Below are 16,727 nucleotides of genomic sequence, written 5' to 3' on the forward strand. Positions count from 1 at the left end.
TCTTTTTTGTGCATGGGATGCTGTAACAGCGATATGGTCGAATCAGGGAATACACGCGGGAGACGCGCTCGTGACACGAATGATCGATGACGAATGGCGGCGCTGGATCGCCGAAAACCTGTTGCTCGACGCATCGCCCGAGGCCGTGCATGCCGTGCTCGTCGAGCATGGATTCGGTCGCGAGGATGCGTTATGCGAGATCGATAGCGCGCAGCAAAGCCCTTATTTTCTGGCGGGTTCCCGCTTGCGCAATCGTTTGCGCAAGCGCGAATGGATGCTTTCCGTGTACGGCGAGCTCAATGGAATGCGTGCGGGCGCGGCGAGCGTCGAGCGCCGCGCGCGGTTGTCGCGCGATGCGTTCTACGAGCAGTTTTATTTTCAGAACCGGCCTGTGATCGTCACCGGCATGTTCGATATGTCGCCCGCGCGCAGGCTGTGGAATTTCGACTACTTTCGCGCGCGCTGCGGTCAGGCCGAAGTGGAAGTGCAGTTCGGGCGCGACGCGGATACGAACTACGAGATCAATCAGCCGGCGTTGAAGCGCGTGATGCGCTTTGGCGATTACGTCGATCTCGTCGAAGGCGCGGGCGTGACGAACGACTTCTACATGACGGCGAACAATGCGTCGCGCAACCGCGCGGCGCTCGCGGCACTGTGGACCGATGCGCCGCCCGTCGATGAATATCTGGATCGCGCGTCGAGCGACACGGGTTATTTCTGGTTCGGCCCGGCCGGCACGAAGACGCCGTTTCATCACGACCTGACCAACAATCTGATGGTGCAGGTAATCGGCCGCAAGCGTGTTCTGCTCGTGCCGTTCACCGACACCGCCCACATGTACAACCATCTGCATTGCTATTCGCAGGTGGACGGCGGCGCGATCGATGTCGCGCGTTTTCCTTCTTTCGAGCAGGCGCGTGTGGTCGAGTGCACGCTCGAGCCGGGGGAACTGCTGTTCGTGCCGATCGGCTGGTGGCATTACGTCGAAGCGCTCGACGCTTCCGTCACGATGACCTATACGAACTTTCTCGAACGCAACGATTTCGGCAGCACGTACAGCTCGTATCGCGAGCTCTGAGCGAGGCATCCGTGTACGGCGCGGCGATAAAAAAACGGCGGACCGATGTTCTGGCCCGCCGTTCCCCCCTGACGCTCTGATTGCCGTCGTTTTGTTTTCTTTGGAACGGGAAGCGCCTGTTGCGTTGGGCTTGCCCGTCGGAATGCCTGTTTGATACGTATGCGGTAATTCGCAAGGCTTATGCCATTGCGATCGCGTTGCCGCGCATCGCGCGAAACCCTTGTGAAATCAGGCGTTTCGCCGCGATGTGCGGAAGTTACGAAGAATCGACGAGAGCTGATGTGTCGCGGAACATGCGGACATATGCGGCTCGCGTAACGTAACGCGAGCGCAGGTGAAGGCGTGTGTTCTTCAGATACCGAGCCAGCGCAACACCTTGGGCCCGATGAACGCGACGAGCGCCGCGCACAGTGCGACGACGGACAAACCGATGGACAGGTTCGTCACCTGCGCCACACCGCCGATGATCACCGGCCCGAGCAGCAGGCCAAAGTACGCGAGCCCCGCGACATGCGCGAGACCTTCAGCGGCATGAATGCCTTTGACGCGCGCGGCGGCCGCGAACAGCACGGGCATCATGTTGGCAAGGCCGAGGCCCATCAGCGTGAAGCCCGTCAACGCGGCGATGGGGTGCGGCAGTAGCAGCGCGCCGATCATGCCCGCGCAAGCCAGCGACGCGCTCGCGGCGATCAGTTGCGGCGCGCCGAATCGGGCGCGCACTGCGTCGCCCGCGAAGCGCGCGGCGGCCATGCCGCCCGAGAACGCCGCGTACGCCGCGCTCGCGACGGCCGGCGTCGACATGACGACATCGCGCATATAGACGGTCGCCCAGTCGTACATCGCGCCTTCGGCGATCAAGGCGATCAGCGCGATCGCGCCGAGCGCCCACAACGCGGGCGAGCGCCAGCGGTTGCCGCGCGGCGAGTGAGCGTCGGGATGCTCGGAGTGCGGCACATGCGGCAGCACGGACGGACACGCGGCCACCAGCACGCCCGCGCTGATCAGCGCCGCGAGCAGCAGATGCACGGCGGGCGCCATGCCATGCGCGAGCGCCGCGCCGCCGACCGCCGCGCCCGCCATCCCGCCGACGCTGAACATGCCGTGCAGCGACGACATGATCGGTTTGCCGAGCGCTTCCTCGACGGCGCTCGCTTCGGCGTTCATCGCGACATCGAGCGTGGCCATGCCTGCGCCGAAGAGCGCGAGCAGGACGAGCAGCATCCAGTAATACGGCGCGACGAGGATCAGTGCGCCCGCCACCGACATGAGAAGGCCGCCTGCGAGACACGCGCGGCGCGTGCCGACGCGCGCGATCCACGGCGCATTCGTCACCATCGCACCGATCGATCCGCCCGCCACCGCGAACAGCGCGAGCGACAGCATCGCCGGATTCAACTGGAAGCGGTCGCGCACGGTCGGCACGTGCACGCCCCACGACGCATACATCATCCCCGCAATAAAGAAGAGCGCCATCGTTGCGTAGCGGGCGCGGTTGCGCGCGCTCACGGACAGGTTGCGATGCGCGGTGGGAAGAGAAGCGGAGTCGGACGGACGATCGGACACGGAGGGCTCGGTGGATGAACAGGGCGTGCACCAGGAAAGCGCACTGAAAGCGTTTCCACATTCTAGCGAAGCGAGGTGTGTCGTGCGGGCAAGCCACTGAACTAATATCTACTTTCCACGCGCGGCCGGATGAGTGCCGACAGGCATCGCGCGCCACAGACATGATTCGAAGAGGACGCGCACTTGAACATTCCCGCTCACGCACCGCTTCATCTGCTGCATCAGGCTGGCATCGGCACGCTCGCGACCCACGCGCGCCAGCCGCAAGGCTATCCGTATCCGACCGTGCTGCCGTTCGCACCGGATGCGCAGCATCGCCCGACGATCCTCGTGAGCCGACTCGCCGAACACACGCGCAACCTGCATTCCGATCCGCGCTCTGGCTTTCTGATCGTCCACGCGCCGGACGGCGACGTGCTCAATGGCCAGCGCGTGACGCTGGTCGGCACGTTCGAGCACGTCGAGCCGACGCCGGAGGTAACCCAGCGCTATCTGCGCTATCACCCGGACGCAGAACGCTATCTGGTTTTGGGCGACTTTTCTTTCTGGGTAATGTCGATCGAGCGGATGCGCTATATCGGCGGATTCGGTGCGATGGGCTGGCTGAGCGCGGCGGAACTCGATCCGCTCGACCCGGTTTCGTTCGACGAGGAAAACGCGCTCATCGAATTCTTCGAGCATCATTCGCAGCGGCCGGCACATGTGCAACTGCTTGGCGTCGACCGGTACGGCGCGGATCTGGACATTTCCGGCGCCCGTAGCCGCGCGATGTTTGACACGCCCGCACCGGATGCCGAAATGCTGCACGCGGCGCTGGAGGATTGCATCGCGCGCCACGTCAATGCGTAAAAGGTAAAGCGCGGTGATTTTTACCGCAATTCGGGCCGGCATTTTACATTTTGCCGGCTGAAACTCGCATGACATGAAATGTTTCGGAATAAATTAACCATTGCTTTTCATGGTTTGCCAGTTAAATATGAATTTATTCCTCAGATGAGCGTTATTCAGTGAAAGAATAATTTGGCGTGCTCAAGCCAGCGATTGCCAGTTTCATGAAAGTTTATGAAATTGAGATTAATTAATTTTCGCGGGCGTCTTTTCTGGGGTTTCTATTTTGTGTTAATCTCGCCAGCAAATTCCGAGGCATGATCACTTTCCGGACTAATCGGCATAGACCGGCCGTCCATTTATCGAACATCAAGGAAACTATGTCCTCCTACAGGGAACTACTCGCGCAGCGCGAAAAGCTCGAAAAGCAGATCGAAGAAGCAAAAGCGCGCGAGTATGCGGAAGTGTTAAACGAGATCAAGCAGAAAATGTCTGATTACGGCATTACGCTGGCCGAACTCGGCGGCGGCGTGCGCGCGAAAGCAGCAAAGGCAGCGGGCCGTCCCCGCGCTGGCGTTGCGCCCAAATATCGTGATCCCGCGAGTGGCAGCACGTGGTCCGGCCGTGGTAAGCCGCCGCGCTGGATTGCTGGTCAAGACCGCGAAAAATTTCTCATCGAGAAATAATATGACTTAATGCTTGCACCGCAAGCAATGCAATAAGAAAAACCGCGCTCCATTCGGAAGCGCGGTTTTTTATTTGGCCAAGTCTTTTCAATTCTTAGGACGTAGCAAGGGCTACATCGGCTGCGCTTCGATGCGAATGCTTCGCATTATGATAAGCACATGATTTAAAAGGTATTTTCTGTCCGCTTAACAGCGGTTTCACAAAGCAGCGGGTAGAATAAATGGTAACGAAACCGTTTGCCTTCAAATGCCTTCCAACCCTGCCGCCCAATCCGCGGAGAAACAGCGCGTAGCGCGCAAAAGCACTTACGTCAGCATCGGACTGAATACGGTGTTGATGTCGGTTCAGATTGTCGTGGGCGTCATTGCGCATTCCCAGGCGCTTGTTGCGGATGGCGTGCATTCGCTCGCCGATCTTATTTCCGATTTTGTCGTGCTGATTGCCAATCGGCATAGCGGCGCGGAACCGGACGCCGATCACAACTACGGACACAGCCGTTATGAAACGGTCGCGTCGCTATTTCTGGGCGGCCTGCTGATCGCTGTCGGCGGCGGCATGCTGTGGCGCGCGGGTGAGCGGCTCACGGATCTGGAGAGCATCCCTGCGGTTCACGTGAGCGCGCTCGCGGTCGCCGTCGTCGTGCTGGTGTCGAAGGAAGGTCTGTTTCGCTACATGCTGCGCGAGGCACAGCGTGTGCGGTCGGCGATGCTGATCGCGAACGCGTGGCATGCGCGCTCGGATGCGGCGTCGTCACTGGTGGTGGCGCTGGGTATTGTCGGGAGCATTGCCGGCGTGCGGCTGCTCGATCCGATCGCTGCGGCGGCGGTTGGCTTTATGGTCGCGCGCATGGGCTGGACGTTCGGTTGGGACGCGCTGCAAGATCTGTCCGATCGCGCGCTCGATGAATCCGATACCGCCGATCTGCGTGCCCGGATTCTATCGACGCCCGGCGTGCGCGACGTGCACGAACTGCGCACGCGCAAGATGGGCGACTTCGCGCTCGTTGATGCGCACGTTCTCGTCGACCCGATGATCTCGGTTTCGGAAGGGCATTACATCGCGGAGACGGCGCGTGCGCGCGTGCTGTCGGACAGCCGCGTGCTCGACGCGCTGATTCACGTCGATCCGGAAAACGATGCGATTGCGCGGCCGCCCGTCAACTTGCCGCCGCGTGCAAAGATCGCCGCCGAAGTCGAAGCGGCGCTTGCCGCGCAGGGACTCGCGGCAGCCAATGTGAACCTGCACTATCTGAGCACGGGGCTCGATATCGACGTGACCTTGCAGCCGTCCCGGCTCGATGCACTGGAAAGCGAAGTGCACCGGCTGGAGCGCGTCGATCTGGACGCGTTGAAGGACCGACTTGGCGCGCGTCGCCTGAACGTGACGCATGCCGTGGATGTGTCGACGGCCGGCGCGGAACTCGCGCGCGAGCCGCGCGGCGATGCGTGAGCGATTTCAGGCGCGCGAACGCGCCTGTTAGAGCGGCAACTGCGTATCGAACTTGATTTCGCGCAACACGACGCTGGTGCGCACTTGCGCGACAGCCGGAATCTTGAAGATGCGGTCGTGGAGAAAGGTGTCGTACGCCTTGATGTCAGGCGCGACGATCTTGAGGATGTAGTCCGATTCGCCCGTCGTGCTGTAGCACTCGGTGACTTCGGGACAAGTGGCGATTTCCCGCTCGAACTGCTCGACGCCACCTTCCGTGTGACGCGTCAGATGGATATGCGCGAGCGCGCACACGTGCAGGCCGAGCTTTTCGCGGTCGAGCAACGCCGTGTAGCGCTGGATGATGCCCGATTGCTCCATGTCCTTGATGCGTCGCCAGCATGGCGTGCTGGACAGCCCGACCTGATCGGAAATTTCCTGCACCGAACGGCGCGCGTCTAGCTGCAAAAGACGCAGGATCTTTTGAGAGAACGTATCGAGTGTCAACTGCGCCTCCGTTGTCGCGTCGCCTTTTCCGTCAATGTTAGAGGCCACGGAAACGAAACGCAATGCAAGACGGCGATGCTGAGGGAGATTCCCTAATTTTTGTCGCTAGTCGGCGGGTTTTTGTCCCGAGTCGTCGGTGTCGGCATCCGACGTCGCGGCCGCGCTCTGGCTGGCACGCAGCTCTGCAAGCATGTTGCAGAAGAGCGCGCCTTGCTCGATGGCGTCATCGAGTGCGACGTGCGTGTGCGGATGGTCGTCGAACCAGTGCTTCGGGAAACGCGGCTTGATGCACTTGCGATACGGCAGGCCCGTCATCGCGAACGCGAGCGTCTTGATGTCGAGTGCCGACCACGAGAAAGGACAGCGGCCGGTAAAGCGCATCATGTACCAGAACATGAAGGTGAAATCGAAGCCCGCCGGCATCGCGACGAACACGGGCTTGCCCGGCAACGCCTCGATCCATTCGACATACGCGACGAGCGCGGCCGCCGGCTGCTGCAAGTCCTTGCGGCACGCGGCCCACGCCTCGGGCTGCGTTTTCCACCACGCTTCCTGCACCGGGTGAGGCGCCGCGCCCTCGAGCAACTCGAGATTCGCGGAGAACGTGCCGATCAACTTTTTGTCCGCCGTATAAGCCGCGGACGCGAAACTCAGCATCGAATGCGGGCCGGGAATCGGACCATCCGCTTCGACGTCGGTGCTCACATAGATTTCCACGCTCATGCGCCGACTCCGTCCGCAACGTACGGATTGGTGCGCCGCTCGTCGCCGAAAGTCGACGTGGGCCCATGGCCGGGGACGAATGTGACGTCGTCGCCTAGCGGCCAGAGCTTGGCGCGGATCGAGCGGATCAGGTCGCCATGATTGCCGCGTGGAAAATCCGTGCGGCCGATCGAGCCGGCGAACAGCACGTCGCCCACCAGCGCGAGACGATGCGCGCGGCTGAAGAAGATCACGTGACCGGGCGTGTGGCCGGGGCAGTGATAGACCTCGAGGGTTTCGTCGCCGAAAGTCACCGTGTCGTTGTCGTCGAGCCAGCGTGTCGGCTCGAATGCTTCGGCGGCGGGAAAGCCGAAGCGCACGCTTTGCTCAGGCAGCTTGTCGATCCAGAAACGCTCATCGACATGCGGGCCTTCGATCGGCACGCCATAGTGTTCAGCGAGCGTCTTCGCGCCGGCGCAATGATCGATATGGCCGTGCGTCAGCAGCACCTTTTCGACCGTCACGTTCTGCCGCTCGATTTCACCCTTGATGATGTCGAGATCGCCACCCGGATCGACGACGGCGGCGCGGCCGGTCGTCTCGCAGACGAGCAGGGAGCTGTTCTGCTGGAACGGCGTGACGGGTATCAAAGTGACTTTCATGATGAGCGAGCGCGGCTGAAAAACTCGATTGTACCGACCACTGCGAAGCGCGCCATTGGCCGGAAAGCCGACTGGCGCATGCGCATTTTTGCAGTAATAGTGAGAATTCATCGGGCGGATGAACAGGTAGCCAACACAGAATTGTGTTTTTGCTATAATGCACGTTATGGGTGTAGGAAACCGCACCGTCTTTTGGGTGAAAAGGCGTTTCGTCCTATGAAACGGGAACGAACGCTGCTGCTTCACTATCAAGCAAGTGCCGTCGGTGTAACCGATAGCAAATCCAGCATCGATCGCTTTTATCGATGCGCACGTCCTGTCTAGCCAGGTGCCACGCGCCTGCCACGGCCTCGCTGCCGTAACGCTGGATGGGGCCTACGCCGCCTTCCTGAGCGCCGTGAGTTTCCGGCGCATGAGCGTGTAAACGTTCGATGGCGGCTTGTGGGGTCTGGCCAAAACTGCGGGGACAGTTGCGTCAGACGTGAAAACTAACCGTGCGGTAGCGGCTGAATGTGCCGCGTCCGGGCTTTCGTCGTCCTGCGCCAGCGTTGCGCAGTGCGCGCTTGTTCCTGCCGCCGGAGTCGCAAGCAAACACGCTGTCATTCGCGTGATGCGGCTCGCATTGCAACAAATTGTCTTATGAAAACTCGGCTACCCCGACGTGTTGGGAGCTTTTTTGCCTTTTTGGCACTGACCGCATGTGCGGTGCCTCCGGGCGCGAACACCCAGGTCAGCGGTGTGTCCGCAACGACCAAGGACGCGCGCACTGCGCTTGCGCCCCAGTCGTTTGGCTCAGGATCGAACAATCTGCCCGACACGGCAGAACAGAAGGGCAAGCTCGCCGACGCAGAACCGCTGACCGATGGTCCGAATGTCGGCGACTTCCAGCAGATTGGACGCGCGTCCTGGTACGGACGCGGCTTCCACGGTCGCAAGACGGCCAACGGCGAACGCTTCAATATGAATGCGCTGACCGCGGCGCACCGCACGCTGCCGCTCGGCTCGTACGTGCGCGTGACCAATCCGGCCACAAATGACACGGTCGTCGTGAAAATCAACGACCGCGGTCCGTATGTGCGCGGCCGGGTGCTTGATCTTTCTTACGCGGCCGCGAAAATTCTGCATCTTGCGCATGCCGGCACGGCGCGCGTGAAGATCGAGGGTCTGACGCAGCGTGAAGCGAAGGCAGAGATGAAGGAAATCCTGGCGTCGAACCAGGGTGACTCGAACGAGAAGTAAGATCGTTCTCGAAGTTTGACCGTGGACGTGTGATGTCCTCGGAAGAAAGGGCCGCCTTGCGCGGCCCTTTTGCTTTTCAGTCGTCTTTCTTCAGAGCAAGCGCGCGCGTGTACAACGCATTGCGCGAAGCGCCCGTGAGCGTTGCCGCGATTTTCGCTGCGCTGCTCACCGACAACTCCTCCATCAGCATTTCGAGCAACGCGTCGTGATCGTGTTCGCCTTCGGCATCGGCGGGCGCGCCTTCAACGACCAGCACGAACTCGCCGCGCTGCCGGTTCGCATCTTCTGCGAGCCACTTAGGCCCTTCGGCCAGGGTGCAGCGATGCAATCCCTCATGTAATTTCGTCAACTCGCGACCGATCAGCAGACGCCGTTCGCCGCCGAATGCATCGGCGAGTGCCTGCACGGTTTCGATGATGCGATGCGGCGCCTCGTAAAACACCATCGCCTGCGCGTGTTTGGCGAGCGGCGCGAGCGCGGCGGCGCGTTGCTTCGCTTTGGGCGGCAGGAAACCGAGGAAGGAAAACGTCGATACCCAATCGCCCGCGACGCTGAGCGCCGTGGCGAGCGCGCTCGCGCCGGGCAGCGGTACGACAGTGAAGCCGGCTTCGCGCACGGCGTCGACGAGTTTTGCGCCAGGGTCCGAGATGCCTGGCGTGCCTGCATCGGAGACGTAGGCGATGCGCTCGCCCGCCTGCAGATACTCGACGATGCGCTGCGCCGACTCGCGCTCGTTGTGCTGATGCACGGCGACGAGCGGCTTCGAGATGCCGTAGCGCGTGAGCAGTTGTCCGGTGTTGCGCGTGTCTTCGGCGGCGATGCGATCGACGAGACCGAGCACATGCAGCGCGCGCACGGTGATGTCGGCGATGTTGCCGATCGGCGTGGCCACGACGTAGAGCGCGGAGGCGGGGTACTGCTGCCCTTGCGCGAGTTCAGAAAGAGGAGTCATGACACGGAAGACGCAGACAGACGAAACAAGGCCGACATTGTGCCACGCGAGCACGGACGCACGAGAGGGCTCGCGTGATAGCGCGCGGCGCTCGCACAACTTTTCCGATGGCGCGCGGTCCAAAACCGTCGGTGATGTGTTCGAAGCGCATGCGCTGACGTTTCTGCAGCGGCAGCGATTGCGGTTCGTCGCGCGTAACGTCGTGTGCCGCGGCGGTGAGATCGATCTCGTGATGCGCGAGCGGGATGACACGCTCGTGTTCGTCGAAGTGCGCGCGCGTTCGCACGGAGGATATGGCGGCGCGGCGGCAAGCGTTGTCTGGCAAAAGCAGCAGCGTATCCTGCGCGCCGCGCAGCACTTTTTGTCGAGACATGATGGCGCGACGCCCGCGTGCCGCTTCGACGTGATCGCGTTCGAGCGTGGACGTCTGGTGTGGCTGCGCGATGCTTTTCGTGCGGACGGCTGTTGAGCAGGCGGATTCGCAGCGTGAGTACGGTAAACTTGCGCACGCGAAAATGGCGGCGCGCTCTTCATGCGCTCGCTGCCTTGCAGTTGATGCCGCACGATGGAACGCGATAGCGATCTTGCGAGACGCGCCGTTCGGAGCGGCTGCGGATCATCGCGCGGGGAAGGCAACATGTCCAAATTGAACCGGCGCTGCCAGGCGGGCAGCGCGAGCAGTACACGATAGAGAGTCGATGTCAGTCGAACGCATTCAACAACACTTCCGCGACAGCGCGGAAGTCACACTCGCAGCACTCGAAGCCTTGTCGATGCCGATCGCGGCGGCCGTCGACACGATGTTTGCCGCGCTCGCGAACGGCAACAAGATCCTGGCGTGCGGCAACGGCGGGTCCGCTGCCGACGCGCAATACTTCGCTGCCGAACTGATCGGCGGCTTCGAGCGCGAACGCCCGGCGTTGGCGGCCATCGCGCTGACGACGGATTCGTCGATCATCACGGGCATCGCCAACGATGCATCGCTCGACCAGATCTTCGCGACCCAGGTGCGCGCACTTGGCCAGCCCGGCGACGTGCTGCTCGCGATCTCGACGTCGGGCAATCCTGCCAATATCCTTGCTGCCATCGACGATGCGCATGATCGCGAGATGATCGTGATCGCGCTGTCGGGCAAGGGCGGCGGCAAGATCAACGAAGTGCTGCACGACACCGATATCCATATTTGCGCGCCGTCCGATCGCACGGCGCGCGTGCAGGAAGTGCATCTGTTGACGATCCATAGTCTGTGCGACGGCATCGATGCGATGTTGCTCGGCGAAGAATGATTCCGAAGGAGAGCGAGTTGATGAGCGCATATCGCGTGAAGAGTACGTTTGTGAGGACCACGCTGGTGGTCGGTCTCGTCGCCGGTCTGGCCGCGACGTTGCAGGGCTGCGTGCTGGCAGTTGGCGCGGCGGCGGGCGGCAGCGCGCTGGTCGCGACCGATCGGCGCACGCTCGGGGCGCAGACGGAAGACCGCGAGATTCAGGTGAAGGCGATGTCGCTGATCAGCCAGAATTTGCCGGATTCGGCGCATGTGAATGTCACCGTGTTTAACCGGCGTGTGCTGCTGACGGGTGAGGTTGCGGGTGAGGTGTCGAAGGCACGGGCTGAATCGGTTGTGCGTAGCCTCAATAACGTGAACGCGATCATTAACGAGTTGACGGTGGCACCGGCTAGCTCGTTCTCTTCGCGCAGTAACGACACGTATCTGGAAGGGCGCGTGAAGACGGCGCTGATCGCCGAGAAGGATATTTCTTCTAACAACTACAAGGTGGTTTGCGAGCGTGGCTCCATTTATCTGATGGGCCTCGTGACCGTCGATGAAGGGAATCGCGGTGCTGATGTCGCTAGCCGGGTGCCGGGCGTGACGCAGGTTGTGAAGGTGTTTCAGTATATTCAGCCGCAAGAGGCGGTTGCGGCGAGCGCGGCTGCGGCGTCGGCTGCTTCGGGGGCGCCGGCGGCTGCGCAGCCTGATTCGGAGGTGACGTCGGGCGCTGTGCCGGATTCGTCAGTTACTTCGAAGCCGTTGGAGCAGCAGGCGCCGGCTCCTGTTAGCAATTCGTCGCAGGTGCATCCGGGGAATCCGAAGGCGGGGCAGTGATGTTTTGTCGGGTTTTTGTTCGGTTGTGTTTGGGTGTTGTGCTTGCGGTTGGGTTTGCTGGTGCTCATGCTGCCGATGCGCCGCCGCGTGGGCTAGCTGTTGCTCGGGCTAATGCCTGTATGGGCTGTCATGCGGTTGATCGGAAGCTTGTTGGGCCTTCGTTTCAACAGGTCGCTGAGAAGTACAAGGGGAATACTGGGGCTTCTGCGCTGCTCGCTCGCAAGGTAAAGGACGGTGGCTCCGGTGTCTGGGGCGCTATTCCGATGCCTGCTCATCCCGCGATGAACGATGCTGATATTCGCACCGTTGTTGATTGGGTTTTGGCTGGGGCGCCTTCGAAGTAACGTCGTTTTGAGGTCTGGCACAGTGATTTTTCGCTGTGCTATTATCGGCAAACAGTGGGGCGGTAGCTCAGCTGGGAGAGCGTCGCGTTCGCAATGCGAAGGTCGGGAGTTCGATCCTCCTCCGCACAATTGATCAATGTTGCGAATGGTCGACCGGCGCCGAGTACCTTTTTCCGCAGTATTTGCACAAACCACTTCAATTCCCCAACACCCGCTTACAAAGAGCGTAAGCATGGAACGTTCTCACCCACAACTGTTCCTACACCACGTATACCCCCACCCCCCCCGCCCCGCTCCAAGCGCAAAAAACCGCCCTAAAGCCCGGCCACCACCGTAATCGAGCCCTCGAATGGACCCGCACCGCCCGCGTTCTATCGAAGTGGATTTCTTCCGAGGGATCGTTTTAATCGTGATCGTGCTTGATCACATCCCCGGCGGGGTATTACAGCACCTGATGTTGCACGCATACGCCTTATGCGATTCAGCAGAAGTATTCGTCTGCCTGGGCGGCTACGCATCCGCAGCAGCCTACGCCGCCGTCCTAAGCAAAAAAGGCGAAAAAGCCGCCCACACTCGTTTCTACCGACGCTGCTGGGAGATCTACCGCGCCTACCTGTTAACAGCGGTACTGACGCTACTATCAGGCGCAATCCTGCAGCTCCTGCAACTCAACCGCCCAATGGTCGACCTGACCGGCTGGCCAATCTTCGCCGCATCGCCGATAAAGGAAACGCTAGACATCGCAATCCTCAGACGCCAGCCGTACCTATCAAGCGTCTTACCGATGTACGTCATCTTCGCAATCACAGTCCCCTTAATCGTCCCGTTAGCGCGGAAAGCACCGCTAACCACACTAGGCCTCAGCCTGATAACCTGGGCCCTAGCCATCCCGCTAGCAAAACTTGCAGCCATAGACGACGTCAGCGACTGGGCCTTCAATCCTTTCGCGTGGCAACTGATGTTCGTAATCGGCATCCTGTGCCGCGAGCGCCCGGCGTCCCCCGACTTCATAAAAACGGCCCCCGCCCGCTGGATAACCCGAACAGCCCTAACAGCTGTGCTAGCCTTCGCGGTGGTCAAGCTCTTCATCCTGACCCAACCTTTACCTGGCCACCTGAAACAGAACCTGTCGATAGAACGCGTGATCAACTTCCTCGCCATCGCCTGGCTCGCCGTCGTCCTGGTCCGTTCGGGCTTCATCGCGAAGCTCGCGCACAAAACCCCAGCCGTCATCAAAGTCGGCCAGACAGGTCTCGTCTGTTTTGTCGGTGGCACATTGATTTCGCTGATCGTCGATACCGCAACGCCGCGCAGCATCCACGGCCTGAGCCACGGCCTCGCAGCACTCGCAGGCGATCTGGTCGCCATCATCGCCGTGCTGCTGCTCGCGCGTTTCTGGAGCGACTGGAAGGGCCCAACGCAGCCACGCGCGGCGGTAAGCGGAGCCGACTGTCGATGAAGCGCGGCAAGGCATGGCCGCGTGCGGCGTTCCGGCTTGCACGCACGACACTGCTATGCGGCGCGGCGTGCACCGCAACAGCTGCCGCCCCTGAAAACCCAAACCAACCGACGGCGCCAACCACAAAACCGCCATTCGCCACCCGCTGCGCAGACCTGAATGGCGCCTGGCTCGACGCCCAAACCATCGCGATTCCGACCCACGGCGCGCACGTCGAATCCGCAACGCTCATTACCGCTCAGACTCCGGGCAACGGCGCCGGCGAATTCTGCCGCATCACAGGCGTCATCCGCGCGATCAAAGGCACGACACCCGACATCCGCTTCGACCTGAACCTTCCCCGCCGCTGGAACGGCCGCGCGCTGCAAGTCGGTGGCGGCGGCTACAACGGCACGGTCGTCACAGGCATCGGCGTGATGCCGTTCTCACCCGTCCGCGCGCCGCTCGCGCAAGGCTACGTGACCTTCGGCGACGACTCCGGCCACGTCGGCAACTCGGCACTCGCGGTGTTCGGACTCGTCGATGAAGCCGTCGTCAACTTCGGCTACGCGCATCTGAAGAAAACACACGACGCCGCCCTCGCATTGATCGTGCGCATGTACGGCCATCCGCCCGACCGCACGTACTTCGCGGGCGGATCGACGGGCGGCCGCGAAGGCTACACGGTGATGCAGCGTTTCCCCGACGACTACGACGGTGTAATCGCCGACTCACCCGCGCTGAATTTCTCGGGCGTGCGTCTGATCGGCGTACGCGTTGGCCAGGCGGAATACGCGAGCCCCGGCGGCTTCATCCCGCCTGCGCTGCTCGAACGCGTCTACCAGCGGTCGCTCGAAGTCTGCGACAAGCTCGACGGCGCAACAGACGGCATCGTCAGCGACGTCGCCGAATGCCGCCAGCACGAAGCCGAAATCATCGATTCGCTGCGCTGTCATCGCGGCACGTCGTATGCACACGAAGGCGGCTGTCTGACCGACGCGCAACTGTCGACGCTCTCCGTCCTGCGCGACGGCCTCAAGCTTCCCTACAAACTTGCGTATGACGTGAGCGGCTATCACGGCTACAACGTCTTTCAGGGCACGCGCTTCAACGGCGCGCTCGGACTCGGCCGCGATCCCGACCATCAAAGCGCGCCGACATTCACCGGCAACGGCTATCTGTTCGCGCAAGGCGACGGCTACATCCGCTATTTCGTCGCGCAGGACGCCACGTTCGATACGATGAAATTCGACGTGCAGCATCCCGGCAAATATCAGAAGCAACTGGTCGCGCTGTCGCAGACCATCGGCGCGATGAATCCCGACCTGAGCCGATTCATCGAGAAGGGCGGCAAGCTGATCACCATGCAAGGTCTCGCCGATGAAGTCATCAGCCCCAATCAGACCATCGGCTACTACGACCGTCTCGTCGATCTATACGGCGACGAGCGCGTGAATGCCTTCATGCGTCTTTACATGGTGCCGGGCTTCCAGCATGGCGGCGGCGTGTTCATTCCATCCGTCGATCTTCTCGGCGCACTCGACAACTGGGTCACGCGCGGCGTCTCGCCCGAAACGCTGCTCGCCACTGACATCTCTGCGCCGACCAACGGCCGCTCGCGTCCGCTGTGCCGCTATCCGATGTATCCGCGCTACCTCGGCAGAGGCAATCTCAACGACGCGAACAACTTCGTCTGCAGCGAACCCTAAGCCGTCGCTGTTCAGACGAAAACACGGCTAACGAGCCGTGGAAGCCAGCGCACATTTCGTCCCTCTTTTTATCCGCAACGACTCAGCGCCCCTGTAGTATTTGTCGATCATGCGGCAAGGCGCTGCGATCTGCTGTCATCTGCACGCCTTCCGGTAATGTTTGCGCAATGGAATGCGCGCAAACAGTTTGCACGCAAACAATTCAGCAATATTTACCTTCGCGGTTTCCGGAGACCCTATGAACGCATCGAAAAGCGCGGCACTCGTCGAAGTGCTGACGCGTCATCGCGATACGCTGCTTGCTGACTGGCTGAATCAACATCTGTCGATCGCCTTGCGCCGCGGTCTCACGACGGAAGCGGAAATGAACGATCAGTTCCGCAACTTCCTGAACATCTTCTCCGAGACGCTCGCCAAGGCCGACACGCTCGACGCGACCCGCCCTGAATGGGAACCCGTGCGCGCGTTTCTCGCCGACATGTCCGCGCATCGTGCGCGCCAGGGTTTCACGCCTGTCGAAACGGCGACCTTCGTGTTCTCGCTGAAGCAACCCTTGTATGCGCGCCTGCGCGAAGAATTCGGCTCGCAGCCGGCTGAACTCGCCGAAGTAAGCTGGAGCCTGAACCTGCTGCTCGACGCGCTCGGCCTGTTCACCACTGAAGTGTTCCAGCGCAGCCGCGAAGCGATCATCGCGCGTCAGCAGGAAGAACTGCTCGAACTGTCGACGCCCGTCGTCCAGTTGTGGGAAGGCATCCTCGCGCTGCCGCTGATCGGCACGCTGGATTCCGCCCGCACGCAGGTCGTGATGGAAAGTCTGCTGCAGAAAATCGTCGAAACGGGCGCGGCCATTTCGATTATCGACATCACGGGTGTGCCTACCGTCGACACACTCGTCGCGCAACATCTTCTGAAGACGGTCGCGGCCGCGCGGCTGATGGGCGCGGACTGCATCATCAGCGGCATTCGTCCGCAGATCGCGCAGACCATCGTGCATCTCGGCGTCGATCTGACCAACGTCATCACGAAGTCGACGCTCGCGGATGCGTTCATCGTCGCGCTGCAAAAGAGCGGGTCGAGCATTCCCACGCGCGCCGCGAGCTAAGGTGATCACATGGACCGCATTCCAATCCTGCGGATGGGCGATTGCCTGATCGTCGCGATTCAGGTGGACATGCACGACCGTCTCGCCATCGCGCTTCAGGACGATCTGACCGAGCGCATCGTGAAGGACCGGGCGAAGGGCGTGCTGATCGACATCTCGGCGCTCGATATCGTCGACTCCTTCATCGGCCGCATGATCAGCAACACGGCCGCGATGGCGACGGTGCTCGACGCGCAGACGGTCGTGGTCGGCATGCAGCCGTCGGTCGCGATCACGCTGGTCGAGCTGGGGCTCACGCTCACGGGCGTGCGCACGGCGCTCAACGTCGAACGAGGCATGGCGCTGCTCAAGCAGCGACAGCGCTGATCACACGGGGCGCTCACA

At 61.5% G+C, this 16,727-nt stretch carries 18 protein-coding genes and 1 tRNA gene; 14 read left to right on the forward strand and 5 right to left on the reverse strand.

Annotated features, from left to right (window positions below):
- The first annotated feature begins 79 nt into the window (after positions 1-79).
- Complete coding sequence (locus G3O01_RS04185) at positions 80-1,078, forward strand: cupin-like domain-containing protein (protein ID WP_205803697.1); 999 nt, start codon at positions 80-82, stop codon at positions 1,076-1,078.
- A 351-nt stretch (positions 1,079-1,429) separates the two neighbouring features.
- Here G3O01_RS04185 and G3O01_RS04190 read toward each other — a convergent pair whose 3' ends face one another.
- Entirely contained in the window at positions 1,430-2,641 is a 1,212-nt protein-coding gene (locus G3O01_RS04190) for an MFS transporter (protein WP_205803259.1), read from the reverse strand.
- A gap of 183 nt (positions 2,642-2,824) precedes the next feature.
- Here G3O01_RS04190 and G3O01_RS04195 point away from each other — a divergent pair, with 183 nt between their 5' ends.
- The 3 genes from G3O01_RS04195 (at position 2,825) to G3O01_RS04205 (ending at position 5,605) form a co-directional block, all read left to right on the forward strand.
- The gene (locus tag G3O01_RS04195; RefSeq protein WP_205803260.1) at positions 2,825-3,490 is read left to right on the forward strand and encodes a pyridoxamine 5'-phosphate oxidase family protein; all 666 of its coding nucleotides are present in this window, start codon (positions 2,825-2,827) and stop codon (positions 3,488-3,490) included.
- Positions 3,491-3,849: 359 nt separating this feature from the next.
- The gene (locus G3O01_RS04200) at positions 3,850-4,155 is read left to right on the forward strand and encodes an H-NS histone family protein (protein WP_205803698.1); all 306 of its coding nucleotides are present in this window, start codon (positions 3,850-3,852) and stop codon (positions 4,153-4,155) included.
- 247 nt (positions 4,156-4,402) lie between these two features.
- Complete coding sequence (locus tag G3O01_RS04205) at positions 4,403-5,605, forward strand: cation diffusion facilitator family transporter (RefSeq protein WP_205803261.1); 1,203 nt, start codon at positions 4,403-4,405, stop codon at positions 5,603-5,605.
- 27 nt (positions 5,606-5,632) lie between these two features.
- Here the strand turns inward: G3O01_RS04205 and G3O01_RS04210 are convergent, their stop codons facing one another.
- The 3 genes from G3O01_RS04210 to G3O01_RS04220 form a co-directional block, all read right to left on the reverse strand.
- Positions 5,633-6,091 carry an Lrp/AsnC family transcriptional regulator gene (locus G3O01_RS04210; protein WP_012399541.1) on the reverse strand — a complete coding sequence of 153 codons (459 nt, stop codon included), beginning with the start codon at positions 6,089-6,091 and terminating at the stop codon, positions 5,633-5,635.
- A 105-nt stretch (positions 6,092-6,196) separates the two neighbouring features.
- Positions 6,197-6,814: an exonuclease gene (locus G3O01_RS04215; protein WP_205803262.1), complete on the reverse strand. Its 618-nt coding sequence runs from the start codon at positions 6,812-6,814 to the stop codon at positions 6,197-6,199.
- Positions 6,811-7,455 carry an MBL fold metallo-hydrolase gene (locus tag G3O01_RS04220; protein WP_205803263.1) on the reverse strand — a complete coding sequence of 215 codons (645 nt, stop codon included), beginning with the start codon at positions 7,453-7,455 and terminating at the stop codon, positions 6,811-6,813. The genes G3O01_RS04215 and G3O01_RS04220 overlap by 4 nt, the downstream gene beginning before the upstream one ends.
- Before the next feature lie 639 nt (positions 7,456-8,094).
- Between G3O01_RS04220 and G3O01_RS04225 the strand changes: the two genes are divergently transcribed.
- A complete protein-coding gene (locus G3O01_RS04225; protein WP_205803264.1) occupies positions 8,095-8,694 on the forward strand; it encodes a septal ring lytic transglycosylase RlpA family protein in 600 nt (199 codons plus the stop codon).
- A 76-nt stretch (positions 8,695-8,770) separates the two neighbouring features.
- Here G3O01_RS04225 and rsmI read toward each other — a convergent pair whose 3' ends face one another.
- Positions 8,771-9,646 (reverse strand): 16S rRNA (cytidine(1402)-2'-O)-methyltransferase, encoded by an 876-nt coding sequence (gene rsmI / locus G3O01_RS04230; protein ID WP_205803265.1) that lies wholly within the window; start codon positions 9,644-9,646, stop codon positions 8,771-8,773.
- On the opposite strand from rsmI, the gene G3O01_RS04235 reads away from it, so the two are divergent.
- The 9 genes from G3O01_RS04235 to G3O01_RS04275 all read left to right on the forward strand — a co-directional run bounded on the left by G3O01_RS04235 (position 9,645) and on the right by G3O01_RS04275 (position 16,709).
- Positions 9,645-10,115, forward strand: a complete 471-nt coding sequence (locus G3O01_RS04235) for a YraN family protein (RefSeq protein WP_205803266.1) — start codon at positions 9,645-9,647, stop codon at positions 10,113-10,115. The two genes, rsmI and G3O01_RS04235, sit on opposite strands and share 2 nt — an antisense overlap.
- A gap of 229 nt (positions 10,116-10,344) precedes the next feature.
- Complete coding sequence (locus tag G3O01_RS04240; protein WP_205803267.1) at positions 10,345-10,932, forward strand: phosphoheptose isomerase; 588 nt, start codon at positions 10,345-10,347, stop codon at positions 10,930-10,932.
- A 20-nt stretch (positions 10,933-10,952) separates the two neighbouring features.
- A complete protein-coding gene (locus tag G3O01_RS04245; protein WP_205803268.1) occupies positions 10,953-11,750 on the forward strand; it encodes a BON domain-containing protein in 798 nt (265 codons plus the stop codon).
- On the forward strand, positions 11,750-12,094 hold the full coding sequence (locus tag G3O01_RS04250) for a c-type cytochrome (protein ID WP_205803269.1): 345 nt from the start codon (positions 11,750-11,752) through the stop codon (positions 12,092-12,094). The genes G3O01_RS04245 and G3O01_RS04250 overlap by 1 nt, the downstream gene beginning before the upstream one ends.
- A 59-nt stretch (positions 12,095-12,153) precedes the next feature.
- Positions 12,154-12,220, forward strand: a tRNA-Ala gene (locus G3O01_RS04255).
- Between the two features lie 223 nt (positions 12,221-12,443).
- Positions 12,444-13,553, forward strand: a complete 1,110-nt coding sequence (locus G3O01_RS04260; RefSeq protein ID WP_205803270.1) for an OpgC domain-containing protein — start codon at positions 12,444-12,446, stop codon at positions 13,551-13,553.
- Positions 13,550-15,241, forward strand: a complete 1,692-nt coding sequence (locus G3O01_RS04265; protein WP_205803271.1) for a tannase/feruloyl esterase family alpha/beta hydrolase — start codon at positions 13,550-13,552, stop codon at positions 15,239-15,241. The genes G3O01_RS04260 and G3O01_RS04265 overlap by 4 nt, the downstream gene beginning before the upstream one ends.
- Before the next feature lie 238 nt (positions 15,242-15,479).
- Positions 15,480-16,343 carry an STAS domain-containing protein gene (locus tag G3O01_RS04270; protein WP_205803272.1) on the forward strand — a complete coding sequence of 288 codons (864 nt, stop codon included), beginning with the start codon at positions 15,480-15,482 and terminating at the stop codon, positions 16,341-16,343.
- A 9-nt stretch (positions 16,344-16,352) separates the two neighbouring features.
- Entirely contained in the window at positions 16,353-16,709 is a 357-nt protein-coding gene (locus G3O01_RS04275; RefSeq protein WP_205803273.1) for an STAS domain-containing protein, read from the forward strand.
- Positions 16,710-16,727 lie beyond the last annotated feature (18 nt).

It is taken from the genome of Burkholderia sp. Ac-20365 (assembly GCF_017104715.1).
GTDB lineage: Bacteria > Pseudomonadota > Gammaproteobacteria > Burkholderiales > Burkholderiaceae > Paraburkholderia.

What these genes read in the sequence shown, in the direction of transcription:
- G3O01_RS04185 (WP_205803697.1), top strand. Translation starts at nt 80, where the DNA reads ATGATCGATGACGAATGGCGGCGCTGGATCGCCGAAAACCTGTTGCTC.
- G3O01_RS04200 (WP_205803698.1), top strand. Translation starts at nt 3,850, where the DNA reads ATGTCCTCCTACAGGGAACTACTCGCGCAGCGCGAAAAGCTCGAAAAG.
- G3O01_RS04205 (WP_205803261.1), top strand. Translation starts at nt 4,403, where the DNA reads ATGCCTTCCAACCCTGCCGCCCAATCCGCGGAGAAACAGCGCGTAGCG.
- G3O01_RS04215 (WP_205803262.1), bottom strand. Translation starts at nt 6,814, where the DNA reads ATGAGCGTGGAAATCTATGTGAGCACCGACGTCGAAGCGGATGGTCCG.
- G3O01_RS04220 (WP_205803263.1), bottom strand. Translation starts at nt 7,455, where the DNA reads ATGAAAGTCACTTTGATACCCGTCACGCCGTTCCAGCAGAACAGCTCC.
- G3O01_RS04225 (WP_205803264.1), top strand. Translation starts at nt 8,095, where the DNA reads ATGAAAACTCGGCTACCCCGACGTGTTGGGAGCTTTTTTGCCTTTTTG.
- G3O01_RS04235 (WP_205803266.1), top strand. Translation starts at nt 9,645, where the DNA reads ATGACACGGAAGACGCAGACAGACGAAACAAGGCCGACATTGTGCCAC.
- rsmI (WP_205803265.1), bottom strand. Translation starts at nt 9,646, where the DNA reads ATGACTCCTCTTTCTGAACTCGCGCAAGGGCAGCAGTACCCCGCCTCC.
- G3O01_RS04240 (WP_205803267.1), top strand. Translation starts at nt 10,345, where the DNA reads ATGTCAGTCGAACGCATTCAACAACACTTCCGCGACAGCGCGGAAGTC.
- G3O01_RS04245 (WP_205803268.1), top strand. Translation starts at nt 10,953, where the DNA reads ATGAGCGCATATCGCGTGAAGAGTACGTTTGTGAGGACCACGCTGGTG.
- G3O01_RS04250 (WP_205803269.1), top strand. Translation starts at nt 11,750, where the DNA reads ATGTTTTGTCGGGTTTTTGTTCGGTTGTGTTTGGGTGTTGTGCTTGCG.
- G3O01_RS04260 (WP_205803270.1), top strand. Translation starts at nt 12,444, where the DNA reads ATGGACCCGCACCGCCCGCGTTCTATCGAAGTGGATTTCTTCCGAGGG.
- G3O01_RS04265 (WP_205803271.1), top strand. Translation starts at nt 13,550, where the DNA reads ATGAAGCGCGGCAAGGCATGGCCGCGTGCGGCGTTCCGGCTTGCACGC.
- G3O01_RS04270 (WP_205803272.1), top strand. Translation starts at nt 15,480, where the DNA reads ATGAACGCATCGAAAAGCGCGGCACTCGTCGAAGTGCTGACGCGTCAT.
- G3O01_RS04275 (WP_205803273.1), top strand. Translation starts at nt 16,353, where the DNA reads ATGGACCGCATTCCAATCCTGCGGATGGGCGATTGCCTGATCGTCGCG.